The 17,320-nt window shown below is 68.0% G+C and carries 16 protein-coding genes; 12 read left to right on the plus strand and 4 right to left on the minus strand.

Annotated elements, in window-relative coordinates; all coding sequences use genetic code 11:
• The 4 genes from ACXPWS_RS06415 to ACXPWS_RS06430 are packed head-to-tail and all read left to right on the plus strand — an operon-like array spanning position 1 to position 3,990.
• Positions 1–1,476: an MCE family protein gene (locus tag ACXPWS_RS06415; protein WP_458711647.1), complete on the plus strand. Its 1,476-nt coding sequence runs from the start codon at positions 1–3 to the stop codon at positions 1,474–1,476.
• The gene (locus tag ACXPWS_RS06420; protein ID WP_458711648.1) at positions 1,440–2,087 is read left to right on the plus strand and encodes an Mce protein; all 648 of its coding nucleotides are present in this window, start codon (positions 1,440–1,442) and stop codon (positions 2,085–2,087) included. Before ACXPWS_RS06415 ends, ACXPWS_RS06420 begins: the two co-directional genes overlap by 37 nt.
• Complete coding sequence (locus ACXPWS_RS06425) at positions 2,084–2,728, plus strand: hypothetical protein (RefSeq protein ID WP_458711649.1); 645 nt, start codon at positions 2,084–2,086, stop codon at positions 2,726–2,728. Before ACXPWS_RS06420 ends, ACXPWS_RS06425 begins: the two co-directional genes overlap by 4 nt.
• A 32-nt stretch (positions 2,729–2,760) precedes the next feature.
• Entirely contained in the window at positions 2,761–3,990 is a 1,230-nt protein-coding gene (locus ACXPWS_RS06430) for a WS/DGAT domain-containing protein (protein WP_458713428.1), read from the plus strand.
• Positions 3,991–4,020: 30 nt separating this feature from the next.
• Here ACXPWS_RS06430 and ACXPWS_RS06435 read toward each other — a convergent pair whose 3' ends face one another.
• Positions 4,021–4,623, minus strand: a complete 603-nt coding sequence (locus tag ACXPWS_RS06435) for a TetR/AcrR family transcriptional regulator (protein WP_458711650.1) — start codon at positions 4,621–4,623, stop codon at positions 4,021–4,023.
• Between the two features lie 24 nt (positions 4,624–4,647).
• Between ACXPWS_RS06435 and ACXPWS_RS06440 the strand changes: the two genes are divergently transcribed.
• From ACXPWS_RS06440 to ACXPWS_RS06460, 5 genes are all read left to right on the plus strand, one after another.
• Positions 4,648–5,412 (plus strand): SDR family NAD(P)-dependent oxidoreductase, encoded by a 765-nt coding sequence (locus tag ACXPWS_RS06440; protein ID WP_458711651.1) that lies wholly within the window; start codon positions 4,648–4,650, stop codon positions 5,410–5,412.
• Positions 5,413–5,494: 82 nt separating this feature from the next.
• Entirely contained in the window at positions 5,495–5,959 is a 465-nt protein-coding gene (locus ACXPWS_RS06445) for a DoxX family protein (protein WP_458713429.1), read from the plus strand.
• A gap of 181 nt (positions 5,960–6,140) precedes the next feature.
• Complete coding sequence (locus ACXPWS_RS06450; RefSeq protein WP_458711652.1) at positions 6,141–7,952, plus strand: fatty acyl-AMP ligase; 1,812 nt, start codon at positions 6,141–6,143, stop codon at positions 7,950–7,952.
• A 45-nt stretch (positions 7,953–7,997) separates the two neighbouring features.
• Positions 7,998–9,728, plus strand: a complete 1,731-nt coding sequence (locus ACXPWS_RS06455; protein ID WP_458711653.1) for a DUF3556 domain-containing protein — start codon at positions 7,998–8,000, stop codon at positions 9,726–9,728.
• Between the two features lie 11 nt (positions 9,729–9,739).
• Positions 9,740–10,954 (plus strand): amidohydrolase, encoded by a 1,215-nt coding sequence (locus ACXPWS_RS06460; RefSeq protein WP_458711654.1) that lies wholly within the window; start codon positions 9,740–9,742, stop codon positions 10,952–10,954.
• A gap of 18 nt (positions 10,955–10,972) precedes the next feature.
• On the opposite strand, the gene ACXPWS_RS06465 is transcribed toward ACXPWS_RS06460, so the two are convergent.
• Complete coding sequence (locus tag ACXPWS_RS06465) at positions 10,973–11,770, minus strand: FadR/GntR family transcriptional regulator (protein ID WP_458711655.1); 798 nt, start codon at positions 11,768–11,770, stop codon at positions 10,973–10,975.
• Positions 11,771–11,961: 191 nt separating this feature from the next.
• On the opposite strand from ACXPWS_RS06465, the gene ACXPWS_RS06470 reads away from it, so the two are divergent.
• The 3 genes from ACXPWS_RS06470 to ACXPWS_RS06480 are packed head-to-tail and all read left to right on the plus strand — an operon-like array spanning position 11,962 to position 15,034.
• Positions 11,962–13,107, plus strand: coding sequence for a thiolase family protein (locus tag ACXPWS_RS06470; RefSeq protein WP_458711656.1), 1,146 nt, complete (start codon positions 11,962–11,964; stop codon positions 13,105–13,107).
• The gene (locus ACXPWS_RS06475; RefSeq protein ID WP_458711657.1) at positions 13,104–13,892 is read left to right on the plus strand and encodes a crotonase/enoyl-CoA hydratase family protein; all 789 of its coding nucleotides are present in this window, start codon (positions 13,104–13,106) and stop codon (positions 13,890–13,892) included. Before ACXPWS_RS06470 ends, ACXPWS_RS06475 begins: the two co-directional genes overlap by 4 nt.
• A complete protein-coding gene (locus ACXPWS_RS06480) occupies positions 13,892–15,034 on the plus strand; it encodes an acyl-CoA dehydrogenase family protein (RefSeq protein WP_458711658.1) in 1,143 nt (380 codons plus the stop codon). Before ACXPWS_RS06475 ends, ACXPWS_RS06480 begins: the two co-directional genes overlap by 1 nt.
• 63 nt (positions 15,035–15,097) lie before the next feature.
• On the opposite strand, the gene ACXPWS_RS06485 is transcribed toward ACXPWS_RS06480, so the two are convergent.
• Together ACXPWS_RS06485 and ACXPWS_RS06490 are read right to left on the minus strand one after the other, a co-directional pair.
• Positions 15,098–15,835, minus strand: a complete 738-nt coding sequence (locus ACXPWS_RS06485) for a fasciclin domain-containing protein (protein ID WP_458711659.1) — start codon at positions 15,833–15,835, stop codon at positions 15,098–15,100.
• Positions 15,836–16,004: 169 nt separating this feature from the next.
• Positions 16,005–17,252, minus strand: coding sequence for an MFS transporter (locus tag ACXPWS_RS06490; protein ID WP_458711660.1), 1,248 nt, complete (start codon positions 17,250–17,252; stop codon positions 16,005–16,007).
• Positions 17,253–17,320 lie beyond the last annotated feature (68 nt).

Raw genomic sequence — 17,320 nt, forward strand, 5'->3', positions numbered from 1 at the left:
ATGGTGTTGACCAGACGTATTCTGCTGCAGTTCGCGGTGTTCACCTTCATCGCGGCCGTCGCGATCTCCATCATGGTGTTCGGCTACATGAAGCTGCCCAATCTGTTGTGGGGTGCAGGGCATTACAAGGTGACGCTGCAGCTGGCCGAAACCGGTGGCCTGTACCCGCGCAGCAATGTCACCTACCGCGGCACCCAGGTGGGCCGGGTGGAAAGCGTCAACCTCGACGAGCACGGCGGGGTCAACGCCGTCCTGTCGCTCACCGACGACGTGTCGGTTCCCGCCGACCTGGAAGCCCAGGTGCACAGCCAGACCGCGATCGGTGAACTGTTCGTAGAGCTGCTGCCGCGCGCCGACGGGGGGCCCTACCTGCGCAACGGCGATGTGATCGCCGCCGACCGCACCTCCGTGCCCCCGGACGTCAACACCCTGCTCGACGCGACCAACCGCGGGCTGGACGCCATCCCGCGGGACAACCTGCAGACCGCCGTAGACGAGGCCTACCAGGCCGTCGGCGGGCTCGGGCCCGACCTGTCCCGTCTGGTGAAGGGCTCCACGGCGCTGGCCATCGATGCGCGCGCCAACCTGGACCCGATCACCACGCTGATCGACCAGTCCAAGCCGGTGCTGGACACCCAGACCGACACCTCCGGTTCGATCCGGGCCTGGGCGTCGCACCTGGCGACGATCACCGGTCAGCTGCAAACCCAGGACCAGGCCGTGCGTGGGGTGCTGACCCAGGGCCCCGGCGCCGCCGAGGAAGTGCGGGCGCTGCTGGACCGGCTGCAGCCCACCCTTCCGGTGGTGCTGGCCAACCTGGTGAACATCAACGCGGTGGCCATCGCCTACCAGCCCGCCCTGGAGCAGCTGTTGGTGCTGCTGCCGCAGGGCACCGCGACGTCGCAGGCCGTCGGTACCGCGAACCGCAACACCAAGCAGAACTTCAAGGGTGCCTACCTGGACCTGAACCTGAACCTGAACCTGCCGCCGCCGTGCACCACCGGATTCCTTCCGCCGCAGCAGCAACGGGTGGCCGCCGACGTGGACTACCCGGATCGGCCCGCGGGCGATCTGTACTGCCGTGTCCCGCAGGACGCGGCGGGCAACGTGCGCGGTGCGCGCAACCTGCCGTGCGAGACGGTGCCCGGTAAGCGGGCCCCGACGGTCAAGTTGTGCGAGAGCAACGAGAACTACATCCCGCTCAACGACGGCTACAACTGGAAGGGCGACCCGAACGCGACGCTGTCCGGGCAGGCCATCCCGCAACTGCCGCCGGGAACGCCCCCCGCGCAAGCGGTGCCCCCGGTGCCTTCGCAGGCCCCGCCGCCCCCGCCCGTCGCGGCCGCCGAATACGATCCCAGCACCGGCACGTACGTTGGACCCGACGGGCAGGTGTACACCCAGTCGAATCTGGCCCGCAGTGCGACCGAGGAGCAAACATGGCAGACGATGCTGCTACCCCCGAAGGGGCGGTAAGCGAGTCGGCGACGGAGGCAGAAGACGAGGCCACGGCCGTCGAGTCCGAGGACTTGACGGAGGTCCAGGACACCGAGTCCGAGGCGAGCGGTGACGCGGGCGAGGCCAGTTCGGCTGTCGCGCCGGAGCGCTCGCACGTCACGCTGGCGCTGATCGCCGGTCTGGTGTTGGTCCTCGCGCTCGGCGGGCTCACCGGTTGGCTGGGATTCCGCGCCTACCAATCCAAGCAGCTCGACGACCAGCGCAAGGTTTTCCTGCAGGTCGGCCGGCAAGGGGCACTGAACCTCACCACCATCGACTTCGAGCACGCCGACGCCGATGTGCAGCGCATCCTCGATTCCGCCACCGGCACCTTCTACGACGATTTCCAGAAGCGGGCCGGCCCATTCGTCGAGGTGGTCAAGCAGGCCAAGTCCAAGTCGGTCGGTGCGGTGACCGAGGCCGGTCTGGAATCCGAGTCCGACAAGGAAGCCCAGGTTCTGGTCGCCGTGGCGGTGAAGACCTCCAACGCGGGAGCCGCCGAGCAGCAACCCCGGTTGTGGCGGATGCGCATCACGGTGGAGAAAATGGGCGACGACGTGAAGGTGTCCAACGTGGAGTTCGTGCCGTGACCGATCCGAAGCAGGAATCCGGGGCCAAAGACCTCGAGGAGAGTCCCGAGGCCGCCGAGCTCACGGAGGCCACCGAGACCACCGAGACGTCGGGGGTCGAGCAGAGCACCGAGAGCGCCGAAACCGCCGAAACTCCTGAACCGCAGCCGAAGCGGTCCATCGACTGGAAGCGCGTGGTCGCCTACGGCATCCTGCCGGGGCTGGCCCTGGTGCTGGCGCTGGCCGCCGGTTACTTCAAGTGGCAGGACAATTCGGTGCGCGACGGTGACAAGGCGCGCGCCGAGTCCATCCAGGTCGCCAAGGACAGCACCATCGCACTGCTGTCGTACAAACCGGATACCGTCGAACAGCAGCTCAACGCCGCGCGTGATCTGCTCACCGGCGAGTTCCAGGAGTCCTACACCTCGCTGACGCATGACGTGGTCATCCCGGGCGCCAAGCAGAAGCAGATCTCCGCGGTGGCCACCGTGCCGGCCGCGGCGTCGGTGTCGGCCGACCCGAACAACGCCGTGGTGCTGGTGTTCGTCAACCAGACGGTGGTGGTCGGTGCCGACGCACCCACCGACACCGCATCCAGTGTCCGGGTGACGCTGGAAAAGCACGGCGACCGCTGGCTGATCGCCAAGTTCGACCCGGTGTAACCGGCTTGCGCCTGGCTCCCGCCGACGCGCAGATGTTCTGGATGTCGGCCAAGATCCCCAACGACACCTTCCTGGTGTTCGGGTTCGACGGTGTGCCTGCCGATCTGGAGCGGGCGCTCGACGATCTGGTCATGCGCGCCCGCACCAGCCCGGATCTGTCGCAGTGCATCGACGACTCGTCGTGGCTGCACTATCCGCGTTGGGCGCCGTGTCCGGCCGACCGGTCCCGGTTCCTCGTGCACGCCCCCGGCGAAGGCAACTGGGCCGGATGCCTGTCCGCCGTGGGCACCCTGGTGGACGATCAACTGGATCCGCGGGTGACGCCCTGGCGGTTGCACATCTTCACCGGGATCGACGGCATCCCGGGGGTCGACGGTCCCGGAACCGTCGCCGCACTGCAGATCACCCACGCCCTGGGTGGCGGCGGCCGGACCTGTGCGCCGGCGGCGCTGATGTTCGGCCGCCCGGGCACGGTGCCCGCGGTGGTGCCGCCGTCCACCGGGCCGCTGGCGCTGCCCTGGCGCAGCGTGCAGGCGGCCCGGGCGTACCGAGAACTGCACCGGGACACCGAATCCGGTGCCTTGCCACCGCCCGCACCGGGCCGGGAACCGTTGCGGACCAACGCCGCGCCGGCCGGCGTCCGCGCCATGCGCACACTGGTCCGGCCGCGGGCATCGTTGTCCGGTGGCACGGTCACGGTGGTGGCGCTGGCCGGGATCTCGGCGGCCCTGGCCGGACAGCTGGCGGAGCTGGGGGAGAGCACCGCGGCACTGGGCGCCGAGGTGACGATGGGCAAGGCTGGCGCCCGCCGGGCGTACAACCATTTCGGTACCGTCGGCGTCGGCCTGCATCCCGAACTGCCGGTGGCGGACCGGATCCCGGTCATCGCCGCCGAACTGGAGGCGCGCCGGCAACGGGCTGCGCACCCGGCGATGCGCGCCTCCGAACAAGCTTTTGCCGCCACGCCGGCACCGCTGTTACGTTGGGGCATAGATCAATTCGACCCGGCGGTGCGCTCGCCGACGGTCACCGGCAATACGGTGGTGTCCAGCGTGAATTGCGGTGCCGCGGATTTCGGGTTCGGCGGGGCGCCGGTGCGGGTGGCCGCGGCCTTTCCCGGGCTGTCGCCGATGGTGGGGCTGACCCATTGTGTGACCGGCGTGGGCGACACCGTGTCGATCAGTGTGTTCGCCGCCGAGTCGGCGATCGGGGATGTGGATGCCTATATGGGCCGGCTGGAGTCGGCTTTCGGTGGTGTGTGACCAATTGGATCGGTACCTACGAACGAAAACCTAACTGGCGCGCAGGTTTTCGATACCCACATCGAGGGCGTGCTCCAGGTAGGACAGATCGCCGGTGGCCAACAGGATGCCGACGCCGCCCTGGATGCCGGCCAGCAGCGCCGCCGCGTCTCGCTCGGCGGCGACGCGCGCGGAGATCTTGCCCTGGGCCTGCATGTCCCGGATTCCGTCGGCGATCTCGTCGTGCCAGCGGCGCATCAGCGCCGTGGTGACGGCCTGGGCCCCGGGGGTGGCGCGGCCGATCTCGGACATCAGCATGCTCAGCGGGCAGCTCTGCCCCTGCCGGCGGTAGCGCTGCACCACGGCATCGCGCCAGCGCTGCCACGCCGCCCATGACGTCAGCGCACCCAGGTGCGGCTGCTGATCGGCGAGGACCTGTTCGGCCTCGTGCTGGGCCACCGCGAGCAGTAGCTGCTCCTTGCCGCCGGGAAAGTAGTGGAACAGCTGACTCTTCGAGGTGCCGGTTCGCGCGCGGATGTCGTCGAGCGTCGTCAGCGCCACGCCACGGTCCCGGATCTCGGCGGCCGCGCCGGTCACGATCCTGGCTCGGGTGGCCGCGCCCTTGGCGGTGAGTTTTTGGACTTGCAGGTCCATTTTCATCGCAGTATTAGTGGACTCATGAGTCCATACTTTACCCGGCTTGCGGGCTGCACAGCACTTGTCACAGGGTCCACCGGCGGTCTGGGCGTTGCGATCGCCAAGGCGATGGCCGCCGAGGGCGCACTCGTCATCGTCAGCGGGCGCGACAAGGCCAGGGGCGAATCCGTCGTCGCCGATATCCGCGTGGCCGGCGGACGGGCCGAATTCGTCGCCGCCGATCTGGGCGCCGGTGAGTCCGCGGTGCGAGACCTGGCCACGGCCGCCACCGCCGCCGCGGGCGGCCGTCTTGACATCCTGGTGAACAACGCCGGGGTCTGGTCGGCACCGGTGCCCACCGAGGAGGTCACCGAGGAGACCCTCCTGGAGTCCTACCGGACCAACGTCGTCGCCCCGTTCCTGCTGACCGGGGCGCTGGCGCCGGCGATGGTCCGGCGCGGCGCGGGAGCGGTGGTGAACATCGGCTCGATCACCGGACTGATCGGCGGCGACAAATCGGCGCTGTACAGCTCCACCAAGGCGGCCGTGCACTCGCTGACCAAATCGTGGGCCGCCGAATATGGGCCGCACGGGGTGCGGGTGAACGCCGTGGCGCCAGGACCGATCGCCACCGAACGCGCGCTGGAGGCCGCCGAGCATGTCGCGCCGGTGCTGGCGCGCATCCCATCGCGCCGGATGAGCACCCCCGAAGAGGTGGCCGCCGCGGTGGTCTTCTTGGCCAGTGACGACGCCGCGAACATCCATGGCGCGGTGCTCAGTGTCGACGGCGGGTGGGCGGCGGTGTAACAGATGTTCTAGATTCTGTTACGTGGCTGACCCTGCTTTCGATACCGCGATCCTCGTCCTGCGTGTCGTTCTCGGCCTGACGATGGCCGCCCACGGCTACAACAAGTTCTTCGGCGGCGGCCGGATCCCGGGCACCGCCGGCTGGTTCGACAGCATCGGCATGAAGCCCGGCCTTTTCCACGCCCGGGTGGCCGCGAGCACCGAGCTCGCCGCCGGTCTGGGGCTGGCCCTGGGCCTGCTGACGCCGGTCCCGGCCGCCGGGTTCGTCGCCCTGATGCTGGTGGCCGCGTGGACGGTGCATCGGCACAACGGCTTCTTCATCGTCAAGGAGGGCTGGGAGTACAACCTCATCCTGGCGGTCGCGGCCGTCGCGATCGCGGGCACCGGCGCGGGCCGCTACAGCCTCGACTACGCCTTGTTCCGCGGCACCGGGCTGTGGGATTACCTGCAGGGCTGGGGCGGCCTGGCGGTCGCGGTGGTGCTCGGCCTGGCCGGGGGCATCGGCCAGCTGGTCATTTTCTTCCGCCCGCCCGCCAAGACCGGATAAGTCTTAAGGGGTTAGGTCCGCGACCGTGTGGTATTCGCTACGGTGTGCACGGGGTGGCTGAGAGCACATCGGCGCGGATCGAGGGAAATGCCCAGCGGGCAGTGTCGCAACCTGAGATCCGGACCGGCGCTCTCTAGACTCCTCAAGGTATCGGCGGAAATGATACGAAGAGCGGGCTGACGTGGCACTGAAGGTTGAGGACTACCTCAGCGAGAGTGGCCAGATCGAGCTGCCGACGGATACGACGATATGTACGTATCTCGACCGCAACTTCGAGGCTGCCTCGCCCGCGGTCGCGTATCGGTACCTGGACTACGGTCCAGACCGAAGCGTCCGGCGGATCGAATTGTCGTGGCAACAGATGCGGTCGCGCGTGTCGGCCGTGGGTGCGCGACTACAGCAGATCACCCAACCCGGCGACCGGGTTGCCATCCTGGCGCCCCAAGGCGTGGACTACGTGGTGGCCTTCTTCGCCGCGATCAAGGCCGGGTGTATCGCCGTGCCGCTCTTCGCGCCCGAGATGGCCGGGCAGGCCGAACGCCTGGACAACGTCATCGGTGACGCCCAACCCACCGTGGTGCTGACGACCTCCAGCGCCGCCGAGATCGTCCGGGACTGTCTCCGCCGCCGGGCCATCCGGTTCCGGCCGCGGATGATGGCCGTCGACGCCGTCCCCGAGTCGCTGGAAGACCAGCTGCAGCCGGTGCCGATCGGCATGGACGACATCGCCTACCTGCAGTACACCTCGGGCTCCACCCGCAAGCCGGCCGGCGTCGAGATCACCCACCGGTCGGTGTGCACCAACGTGCTGCAGATGGTGCTGTCGGTCGGACTGGACTTCGACATCCGCAGCGTCAGCTGGCTGCCGCTGTTCCACGACATGGGCCTGCTGATGATCATGTTCCCGGCGCTGTGCGGCGGGCACATCACCCTGATGTCGCCTGCCGCCTTCGTCCGCAGGCCCTACCGGTGGATCAAGGAACTCGGCTCCGACACCGAACCCGGGCGTACCTTCGCCGCGGCCCCGAACTTCGCGTTCGATCTCGCGGCCACCCGCGGCCTGCCCCCGGAAGGTGAGTCGCTTAACCTCAGCAATGTCGCCGGGCTGATCAACGGCTCCGAGCCGGTCAGCGCCGACTCCATCGCGCGGTTCAACGCGGCGTTCGCCCCCTACGGACTGTCACCGACGGCCGTCAAACCGTCGTACGGCCTGGCCGAGGCGACCCTGTTCGTCTCCACCACCGACCCGGACGCCGCTCCGCGGGTGATCTACCTCGATCGCTACGAACTCGGCTTCGGCCGCGCGGTGAAGACGACGCCCACCGCACCGACCGCCACCACGCACGTCTCCTGCGGGCATGTCGCGCCCAGCCAGTGGGCCGCGATCGTCGACGCGGCGACCGGTGCCGAATTGCCCGACGGACAGGTCGGCGAGGTCTGGCTGCACGGCGACAACATGGGTGCCGCCTACTGGCGCCGGCCACAGGAAACCGACGCGACGTTCCGCAACAAGCTGGAATCCACGCTGCAGGAAGGCAGCCATGCCGAGGGCGCCGAGCCCGATGCGCTGTGGCTGCGCACCGGTGATCTCGGCGTCTATCTCGACGGTGAACTGTTCATCACCGGGCGCGTCAAGGACGTGCTCATCGTCGACGGTCGCAACCACTACCCGCAGGACATCGAACACACGGTGGCCGAGGCGACGCCGGCGGTGCGCGCCGGATTCGTGGTGGCGTTCGCCATACCCCGCGGCACCAGCGAAGGCCTCGTCATCGTGGCCGAGCGGGCCCCCGGTCACGGACGGGCCGACCCCGACGCGGTGATCGCGGACATCCGCGCGGCGGTGTCGCGCGGGCACGGCCTGGCGGTCGCCGATGTCCGGCTGGTCAGCGCGGGTGCGGTGCCACGCACCACCAGCGGAAAACTGGCCCGCCAGGCGGCCCGCGCGGAGTATCTGGCCGGCGGCCTCGGTAAGGGCAACCCGGCGGTCTGAGGGAACCGATTCCACCGGACTAGAACACGTTCTAATCTTGCTGGCATGGGTTTTTTGAAGCAGGAAACTCCGCAGATCGACTTCGAGCAGTGGAGTAAGGGCACCCGCTCCGAGAAGATCATCCCGATGGCCCGGCACTGGGCCGAGGTCGGCTTCGGCACCCCGGTCGCGCTGCATTTGTTCTACGTGGTCAAGATCCTGGCCTACATCCTCGGCGGTTGGCTGGTGGTGCTCTCCACCACGGGTATCGATGGATTCACCGACGTATCCCATTGGTATGCCGAGCCGATCGTCTACCAGAAGATCGTGTTCTACACGATGCTGTTCGAGGTGGTCGGCCTGGGCTGTGGGTTCGGGCCGCTGAACAACCGGTTCTTCCCGCCCATGGGATCGATCCTGTACTGGTTGCGGCCCAAGACGATTCGGCTGCCGCCGTGGCCTGGACGGATCCCGCTGACCGCCGGTGACACCAGGACACCGGTGGATGTGGTGCTCTACGGCGCGCTGCTGGTGGCATTGACCGTCGCGCTGTGCTCCGACGGTACCGGGCCCATCCCCGATCTCGGCTCGGCCGTCGGGGTGCTGCCGACGTGGCAGACCGCGACCGTCATCGGGCTGCTGGCGTTGGCGGGGCTGCGGGACAAGGTGATCTTCCTGGCGGCCCGCGGCGAGGTGTACGGCTCGCTGGCGGTGTGCTTCCTGTTCGCAGGAGCCGATATCGTCATCGCCGCCAAGCTGGTCTGCCTGGTGATCTGGCTGGGCGCGGCGACCTCCAAACTCAACAAACACTTCCCGTTCGTCATCTCCACGATGATGAGCAACAACCCGGTGTTCCGGCCGCGCTGGATCAAACGGATGTTCTTCGAACGCTTCCCCGACGACCTGCGCCCGGGCCGGCTGTCCCGGTTCCTTGCGCATTTCTCCACCGCCATCGAAGGCCTGGTGCCGCTGGTGCTGTTCTTCTCGCACGGCGGTTGGCCCACCTACATCGCCGCATTCGTCATGCTGTGCTTCCACTTCGGCATCCTGAGCTCGATCCCGATGGGCGTGCCCCTGGAGTGGAACGTCTTCATGATGTTCTCGGTGCTCACGCTGTTCGTCGGGCACGCCGGCGTCGGGCTCGGTGACCTGCACAGCCCATGGCCCATAGTGCTTTTCGCGGTGGTGGCCGGCACCGTGGCCGTGGGCAACATGTTTCCCCGCAAGGTGTCGTTCCTGCCCGGTATGCGCTACTACGCCGGTAACTGGGACACCTCGCTGTGGTGCATCAAACCGTCGGCCGACGAGAAGATCGCCAACGGTGTCGTCGCGATCGCGAGCATGCCGGCGGCCCAGTTGGAGCGGTTCTACGGCAGCAAGGAGGCCGCGCAGATCCCGCTGTACATGGGATATGCGTTCCGCTCCTTCAACACTCACGGCCGGGCGCTGTTCACCCTGGCGCATCGCGCGATGGCCGGACACCACGAGGACGACTACACCCTGACCGACGGTGAGCGCATCGTCAGCACTGCGATCGGGTGGAACTTCGGCGACGGCCACATGAGCAACGAACAATTGGTGGCCGCGCTGCAGGCGCGCTGTCATTTCGAGCCGGGCGAGGTGCGCATCGTCATGCTCGACGCGCAACCGATCCACCGGCAGACCCAGCGGTACCGCCTCGTCGACGCCGCCACCGGGGAATTCGAGTCCGGTTACGTCAAGGTCGCCGACATGGTGGTCCGCCAGCCTTGGCAGGACGATGTGCCGGTTTATGACGTGGTGCCCCCGAGTCGGTAAGACTGTCTCTCATGGCGACGGACACCGTGAACCTGGCCGACCTGTACCGCGAATTGCACAGCGACCCGGAATTGTCGAACCAGGAACATGCCACCGCGGCGCGAGTCGTCGCGGCGCTCGAGGGCACCGACACCGAGGTGACCCCCGGCGTCGGCGGCACCGGTGTGGTGGCGGTGCTACGCAACGGTGACGGGCCGGTGGTGATGCTGCGCGCCGACATGGACGCGCTCCCTGTCCTGGAGAACACCGGTTTGCCTTATGCCAGCACCAAAACCGTGACCGATGCCAGCGGTCACCAGGTGCCGGTGGCCCACGCGTGTGGGCACGACATGCACACCGCATGCCTGGTCGGTGCGGTCCGGGCGCTGGACGACAGCCGCCGGGACTGGTCGGGCACCGTGCTCGCGGTCTTCCAGCCGGCCGAGGAGCAGGTCAGCGGCGCCCGCGCCATGCTCGACGACGGGTTGTTCGAGCGTTTCCCCAAACCGTCGATCATCCTGGGCCAGCACGTCGGCCCGCTGCCCGCCGGGGTGATCGGTTTCGGGACCGGCGCGATCATGGCGGGCAACGACGCGGCCGAGGTGACGCTGTACGGCCGCGGCGGGCACGGGTCCTCACCGGAGCACACCGTCGATCCGGTGGTGATGGCCGCGGCGGTGGTGATGCGGCTACAGACCATCGTGTCCCGCGAGGTGCCGTCCCACGAACAGGCGGTCGTCACGGTCGGCCGGCTGCAGGCCGGGACCAAGGAGAACATCATCCCGGACACCGCCGAACTCGGGATCAGCATCCGTACCTACTCGGCTGACCGTAGGGCGGCGGTGCAGGCCGCGATCGAGCGGATCGTCGCGGCCGAGGCGGCGGCGGCCGCGGCCCCGCGCGAGCCGGAGGTGGAGTGGACGATCAGCGCACCGGTGCTGATCAACGATCCGGCCGCGACCGAGAAGACGGTCGACGCGCTGCGCACCCATTTCGGGGCCGACAAGGTGTGGCCGTTGCCGCCGCTGTCGGCCAGCGAGGACGTCGGGGTGTTCGGCAATGCCATCGGAGTGCCCACGGTGTTCTGGTTCTGGGGCGGGGTGCCGATGCAGACCTTCACCGACGCGTTCGCCAAGGGGGAGTTGCCGCCGACCAATCACTCTCCGGAATTCGCGCCGGTGCTGGAGCCGACGCTGACCACCGGGGTGCAGGCGCTGACCCTCGCGGCGCGCACCTGGCTGGGCTGACCACTCGGGTCAGTACACCTAACCCATCACATCGCGGACCTTGACGGTCTCCATCCCCTTCAACAGCAGCTCGCGCGCGGTGTCGAGGTGCTTGCGCCAGTGCGCTTCCGCGGCCTCGCCGTCACCCGAGCGGATCAGCGTCATCAACCGCTTGTAGGACCGCATCAACAGCTCGTAGTCCGATTTGGACATCGGGCGGTTTTCCTTCATCGCAAAGGCGGTGTGCCGCACCGTGATCTCGTGCAGCATCCCGGCGATGATGGTCAGCGTCGAGTTGCCCGACAACTGGACCATCCGGCGGTGGAAGTCGCCGGTGGTCTCGGCCATCCGGCCGGTCTCGCGCCCGGACGGCACATACTCGGCGAGCATGGTGTCGAGTTCGTCGAAGGCCGCGGTGTCCCCGGATTCGGTGAGCAGGCGCACCGCCATCGGCTCGATACCGGAGCGGGCGGTCATCACATCGGCGATGGTGGCTCCGGACAACTCCAGCAGCAACCCCGCCGGGCGGGCCACGATCTCCGGTCCGGGCACCCGGACCCGGGCCCCGGTACGCGAACCGCGACGCACCTCGACCAGGCGTTCGGACTCCAGCACCCGTACCGCTTCGCGCAGCGTGGGGCGGCTGACACCGAAGTGGGCCATCAGTTCGGCCTCATTGGGCAGAAAGTCGCCATCCTTGAGCTGACCGTCGACCACCATCCGGCGTAGTGTGCCCGCGACGAGTTCGGCGGTCTTCGGGCTGCGAATGGGGTTGCCCGCCGACGAGGGCACGGCGTTGGGCCCGATCATCGGTGATAACGGGGTGGACTGCGCCACCTGAGGCCTCCTGCACTGAAACTTGCGCCGGTTCTACACCAGCTAGTGAACTCAGTAAACCATGTATGGCGCACCCGCGTCGTAACCCTAGGTCTACCAACCAGTAGGTTGACCTAGTAAACCTTCTGTTCTAGGTTGCATTTTAAGTCCACTGGTTGCACGACTATTCGCGCACTTCGAAGGAGAAGTTCATGGCAGAAGCGGTCATCGTCGAGGCAGTGCGCTCCCCGGTCGGGAAGCGCAATGGCGCCCTGTCGGGCGTGCACCCGGCGGAATTGTCGGCCCAGGTGCTCAACGGCCTGGTGCAGCGTGCCGGCATCGACCCCGCCCTCGTCGACGACGTGATCTGGGGCTGCGTCATGCAGGCCGGGGAGCAGGCGCTCGACATCGCCCGCACCGCCGTCCTGACCGCAGGCTGGCCCGAGACCGTGCCCGGCGTGACGGTCGACCGCCAGTGCGGGTCGAGTCAGCAGTCCCTGCACTTCGCCGTCGCCGGAGTGGTGGCCGGGCATTACGACGTCGTCGTCGCCGGCGGTTTGGAGTCCATGTCGCGCACCCCGATGGGCTCCTCACTGGCCAACGGCGGACATCCCTACCCCGAGGCATTCCGCGCCCGGTACGAGCAGACCCCCAACCAGGGCGTCGGCGCGGAGATGATCGCCGACCAGTGGGGCCTGTCGCGCACCCAGCTCGACGAATTCTCCCTGCGCTCGCATGAGAAGGCCGCCGCCGCGCAGGATTCCGGTGCGTTCAAGGATCAGATCGTCGGTATCAAAGACCAGGACGGCAACGTCGTCTTGGAGGACGGCGGCATCCGCCGCGGCGGCACCGTCGAGTCCATGGCCGGCATCAAGCCCGCCTTCAAGGAGGACGGGGTGATCCACGCCGGTAACTCCAGCCAGATCTCCGACGGCTCGGCCGCGCTGCTGATCACTTCGGCCGAGAAGGCAAAAGAGCTGGGCCTCAAGCCCCTTGCCAAGGTGCACACCGCGGTGCTGGCCGGCGCCGACCCTGTCATCATGCTGACCGCGCCCATCCCGGCCACTCAGAAGGCGCTGGCCAAGTCCGGCCTCAGCGTGGATGCGATCGGCGCTTTCGAGGTCAACGAGGCGTTCGCGCCGGTGCCGCTGGCGTGGCTGAAAGACATCGGCGCCGACGAGGCCAAGCTGAACCCCAACGGCGGCGCCATCGCGCTGGGTCACCCGCTCGGCGGCTCCGGTGCGCGGATCCTGACCACCCTGCTGTATCACATGCGGGACAACAACATTCAGTACGGACTGCAGACCATGTGTGAGGGCGGCGGCCAGGCCAACGCGACCATCCTGGAACTGCTGTGACCGAGCCCGGCGCGCTGGTGGAACGCCGGGGAAACGTCTCCATCATCACGATCAACCGGCCCGATGCCCGCAATGCCGTCAACGCCGCGGTGTCCATCGGCGTCGGCGACGCCCTGCAGGCGGCACAGGACGATCCGGAGATCCGGGTCGTCATCCTCACCGGGGCGGGGGACAAATCGTTCTGCGCCGGTGCGGATCTGAAGGCCATCTCGCGCGGGGAAAACCTGTTCCACCCCGACCATCCGGAGTGGGGTTTCGCCGGCTACGTGCGGCATTTCATCGACAAGCCGACCATCGCCGCCGTCAACGGCACCGCGCTGGGTGGCGGCACCGAGCTGGCGTTGGCCAGTGATCTGGTGGTCGCCGAGGAACGCGCGAAATTCGGGCTGCCCGAAGTGAAGCGCGGCCTGATCGCCGGCGCCGGTGGCGTCTTCCGCATCGTGGCGCAATTGCCGCAGAAGCTGGCGCTGGAACTCGTCTACACCGGCGAGCCGCTGTCCTCGGCGGATGCGCTCAAGTGGGGCCTGATCAACAAGGTGGTTCCCGACGGCACCGTCGTGGACGCGGCCCTGGAACTGGCCCAGCGCATCGCGGTCAACGCGCCGTTGGCAGTTCGGGCCAGCAAGCGGGTGTCCTACGGCGCCGTGGACGGCATCGTCGGCGCCGACGAGCCGTTCTGGAAACAGACCTTCGGCGAGTTCGCCACCCTGCTCAAGACCGAAGACGCCCAAGAGGGACCACTGGCCTTCGCGCAGAAGCGCGAGCCCGTCTGGAAAGCGAAGTGATGAAGAGACTGGTTTTGGAAACCGAGCACGAGCAGCTCCGGGACACCGCCAGGCAGTTCCTGGAGAAGGAATGTCTGCCCAACGTGGAGAAGTGGGAGGCCAATCGTCTGGTCGACCGCGAAGCCTATGTGGCCGCGGGCAATTACGGGCTGATCGGCTTCAACATGCCCGAGGAATACGGCGGCGGCGGGGTCGACGATTTCCGGTTCAACGCCGTCATCGTCGAGGAGTTCGCCAAGTTCGGCCTGGCCTGCCCGGGGGTGAGCCTGCAGAACGACATCGTCGGACCGTACTTCAAGAACCTGGCCACCGAGGAACAGCTGCAGCGCTGGATGCCCGGCTTCGCCAGCGGCGAGCTGATCGGCGCCATCGCGATGAGCGAGCCGGGTGCGGGCAGCGACCTCGCGGGCATCAAGACCACCGCGGTACGCGATGGTGACGACTTCATCATCAACGGCGCCAAGACGTTCATCTCGGCGGGCATCAACTCCGACCTGGTGGTCGTGGTGGCCCGTACCGACCCCGAGGCCGGGCACAAAGGCTTCTCGCTGCTGGTCGTCGAGCGGGACACCCCCGGCTTCACCCGCGGCCGCAAGCTGGACAAGATGGGCCAGCACGCCGCCGACACCGCCGAGCTGAACTTCGAGGATGTCCGGGTCCCGGCCGCCAACCTGCTCGGCACCGAAGGTAAGGGCTTCTATCACCTGATGGAAAACCTTCCCTCCGAACGTCTTTCGATCGCCATCGCCGGTGTCGCCGGTGCCCGTGCGACCTTCAACGAGACGCTGCAGTACGTGAAGGACCGCAAGGCGTTCGGTCAGCCGATCGGCAGCTTCCAGAACAGCCGCTTCGTGATGGCCGAGCTGGACACCGAACTCGACATCGCCGAGCAGTACATCGACCGCTGCCTGCAGGCCGTCGTCGACAAGGAGCTCACCGCGGTGCAGGCGTCCAAGGCCAAATGGTGGTGCACCGAGCTGGGCAAGAAGGTCGTCGACTCCTGCCTGCAGCTGCACGGCGGCTACGGCTACATGAACGAGTACCGCGTCGCCAAGGACTACGTCGATGTGCGCATCCAGACCATTTACGGTGGCACCACCGAGATCATGAAGGAGATCATCGGCCGCGATCTGGGTCTCTGACGGACACCAAAACGGCGCCCCCACCTTGGTAGGTGGGGGCGCCGTTTTGGTGTGGTCAGCGCGTCACTGGCGCGGCGGGGCCACGCTCGTGGTGGTCACCGGCGTTTCGGCGGCCGGAGCCGGGGTCGCGGTGGTCTCGGTGGTCTCGGCCGACGAGGTGGACGTCGTGGTGGTCGCGGTGGGCGTCGTGCCCTCGGGTGCCGCGGCGGGATCCAGCACGGTGTCGATGATGTAGACCCGCATGTTCGCGGACTTGATGCCACCGCAGGTGACCTTGGCGTCGTTGACGGTGATATCGCCGCCCTTGCCCTTCACCACGACGGGCTTGCCCTGCTGGCTGTACATGGTGCCGTGGATGTCGTCGGGGCCGAGGATGCCGAGCACCATGTGGTAGTACACCAGCGCGGTCAGCTTGGCCGGATCGGCCTTGATGGCCTCGAAGGCGGCCGGATCCAGCTTGGCGAACGCGTCGTTGCTCGGCGCGAACACCACGTACGGGCCGTTGTCCAGGACGCTGGTCACGTTGACGGCGGGGTTCAGCTGGCCCGACACGGCCTGGCTGAAGGTGGAGATCTCCGGGATGCTGGCCAGCGCCGCGGACGACTGCGCGTTGACCAGTCCGGTCAGCGAGCCGGGGCCGGACGCCACCGACTTGATCCCGGCGTCGCAGCCGGGGCCTTGTGGGGTGGGGATCGGGGCCACCGGAGTGGTGGGGTCGGCGTGCGCCGTCACCGCTCCTGAAAGGGCGATCGCCGCGGTTGCGACGACACCACCGATGAGCTTGCCGGTGCGAGCGTGCACGTGAATTCCTCCATCTCGTGCCAAAGTCCAGTTACCTCAGCTGGGCGGCGCGGATGTGGCGGGAACGTGGTGGAGCACCATCGGTTGACCGGTGTATCCGAGCCTCGGCGTCCCCGCGGCGCCGTTTGCATGGTATTCGCCGCGGCTGGGCGAACAAAATGCGCGCCGCTCAGCCTCGCGGGCGCCGGACCGCTCCGCAGAGGCCGGCCGCGATGACGCACAACCCGGCGGCGAGGTAAAAGGCCAGGTCGTAGCTGCCCTGGAGGTCACGGATCCAGCCCGCGCCGGCCGCGGCGATCGCCGCGCCCAGCTGGTGGGAGGCGAACACCCAGCCGAACACCACGGGGGTGCGGGCGCCGAAATAGTCCCGGCACAGCACGATCGTCGGCGGCACGGTGGCCACCCAGTCCAGGCCGTAGAAGATGATGAACACCCAGGTGCTCGGTTCGGCGTGCGGGGAAAGCAGCGAGGGCAGCAACAGCAGGGACAGTCCGCGGCCGAGGTAATAGACCACCAACAGGATCCGCGGGTCGATCCGGTCGGTGAGCCAGCCGGAGAACACCGTGCCCGCCACGTCGAAGATCCCGATGGTCGCCAGCAGCCCGGCCGCCAGCGTGCTCGGCATGCCGTGGTCGTTGGCCGCGGGGATGAAGTGGGTGCCGATCAGGCCGTTGGTGGTCATCCCGCAGATGGCGAAGCTGCCGGCCAACAGCCAGAACGCCCGGGACCGCAGGCCGATCCGCAGCCCGTCGAGGGCGGCGGCGAACGTGCCGGTGGGCAACGTCGCGGTCTCGGTGGTGGTGCCGCCATAGGCCGTCAGCCCGAGGTCCTGGGGGTAGTTGCGCAAGAACAACGCCACCAGAGGGACCACCGCGAGTGCGGCCGCGGCGACGATCACCGAAGCCCACCGCCAGCCGTGATGCGTGGTCACCGCGGCGACCACGGGCAGGAAGATCAGCTGCCCGGTGGCGCTGGCGGCTGTCAGCACACCGGTGACCAGGCCGCGCCTGGCCTCGAACCAGCGGGTCGCGATGGTCGCGACGAAACCCATCGAGATCGCGCCGGTGCCCAGCCCGACGAGTACACCCCACAGCAACACCAGCTGCCAGCTGGCCGTCATCAGCGCGCTGCACGCCGAGCCGGCGGCGATCAGGGCGAGTGCGCCGGTCAGTACCGGGCGTACCCCGAACCGGTCCATCAGGGCTGCGGCGAAGGGGGCGGTCAAGCCGTACAGCGTCATGTTGACGGCCATCGCCGCGCCGATGGTGCCGTGGCTCCAGCCGAATTCGTGGTGCAGCGGATTCATCAGCACGCCGGGCACCGACCGGAAGGCCGCGGCCCCGAGGATGGCGACGAAGCTGACCGCGGCGACCACCCATGCCCAGTGCAGCCGGGAGCGCGTACCGAGAAGTGTCACCGGGCCACTGTCGCGGAAACCGCCGCGGCCGCCTAGTGGCACAAATGACACGATTCATCAAATACGTG

It is taken from the genome of Mycobacterium sp. BMJ-28, assembly GCF_054404835.1.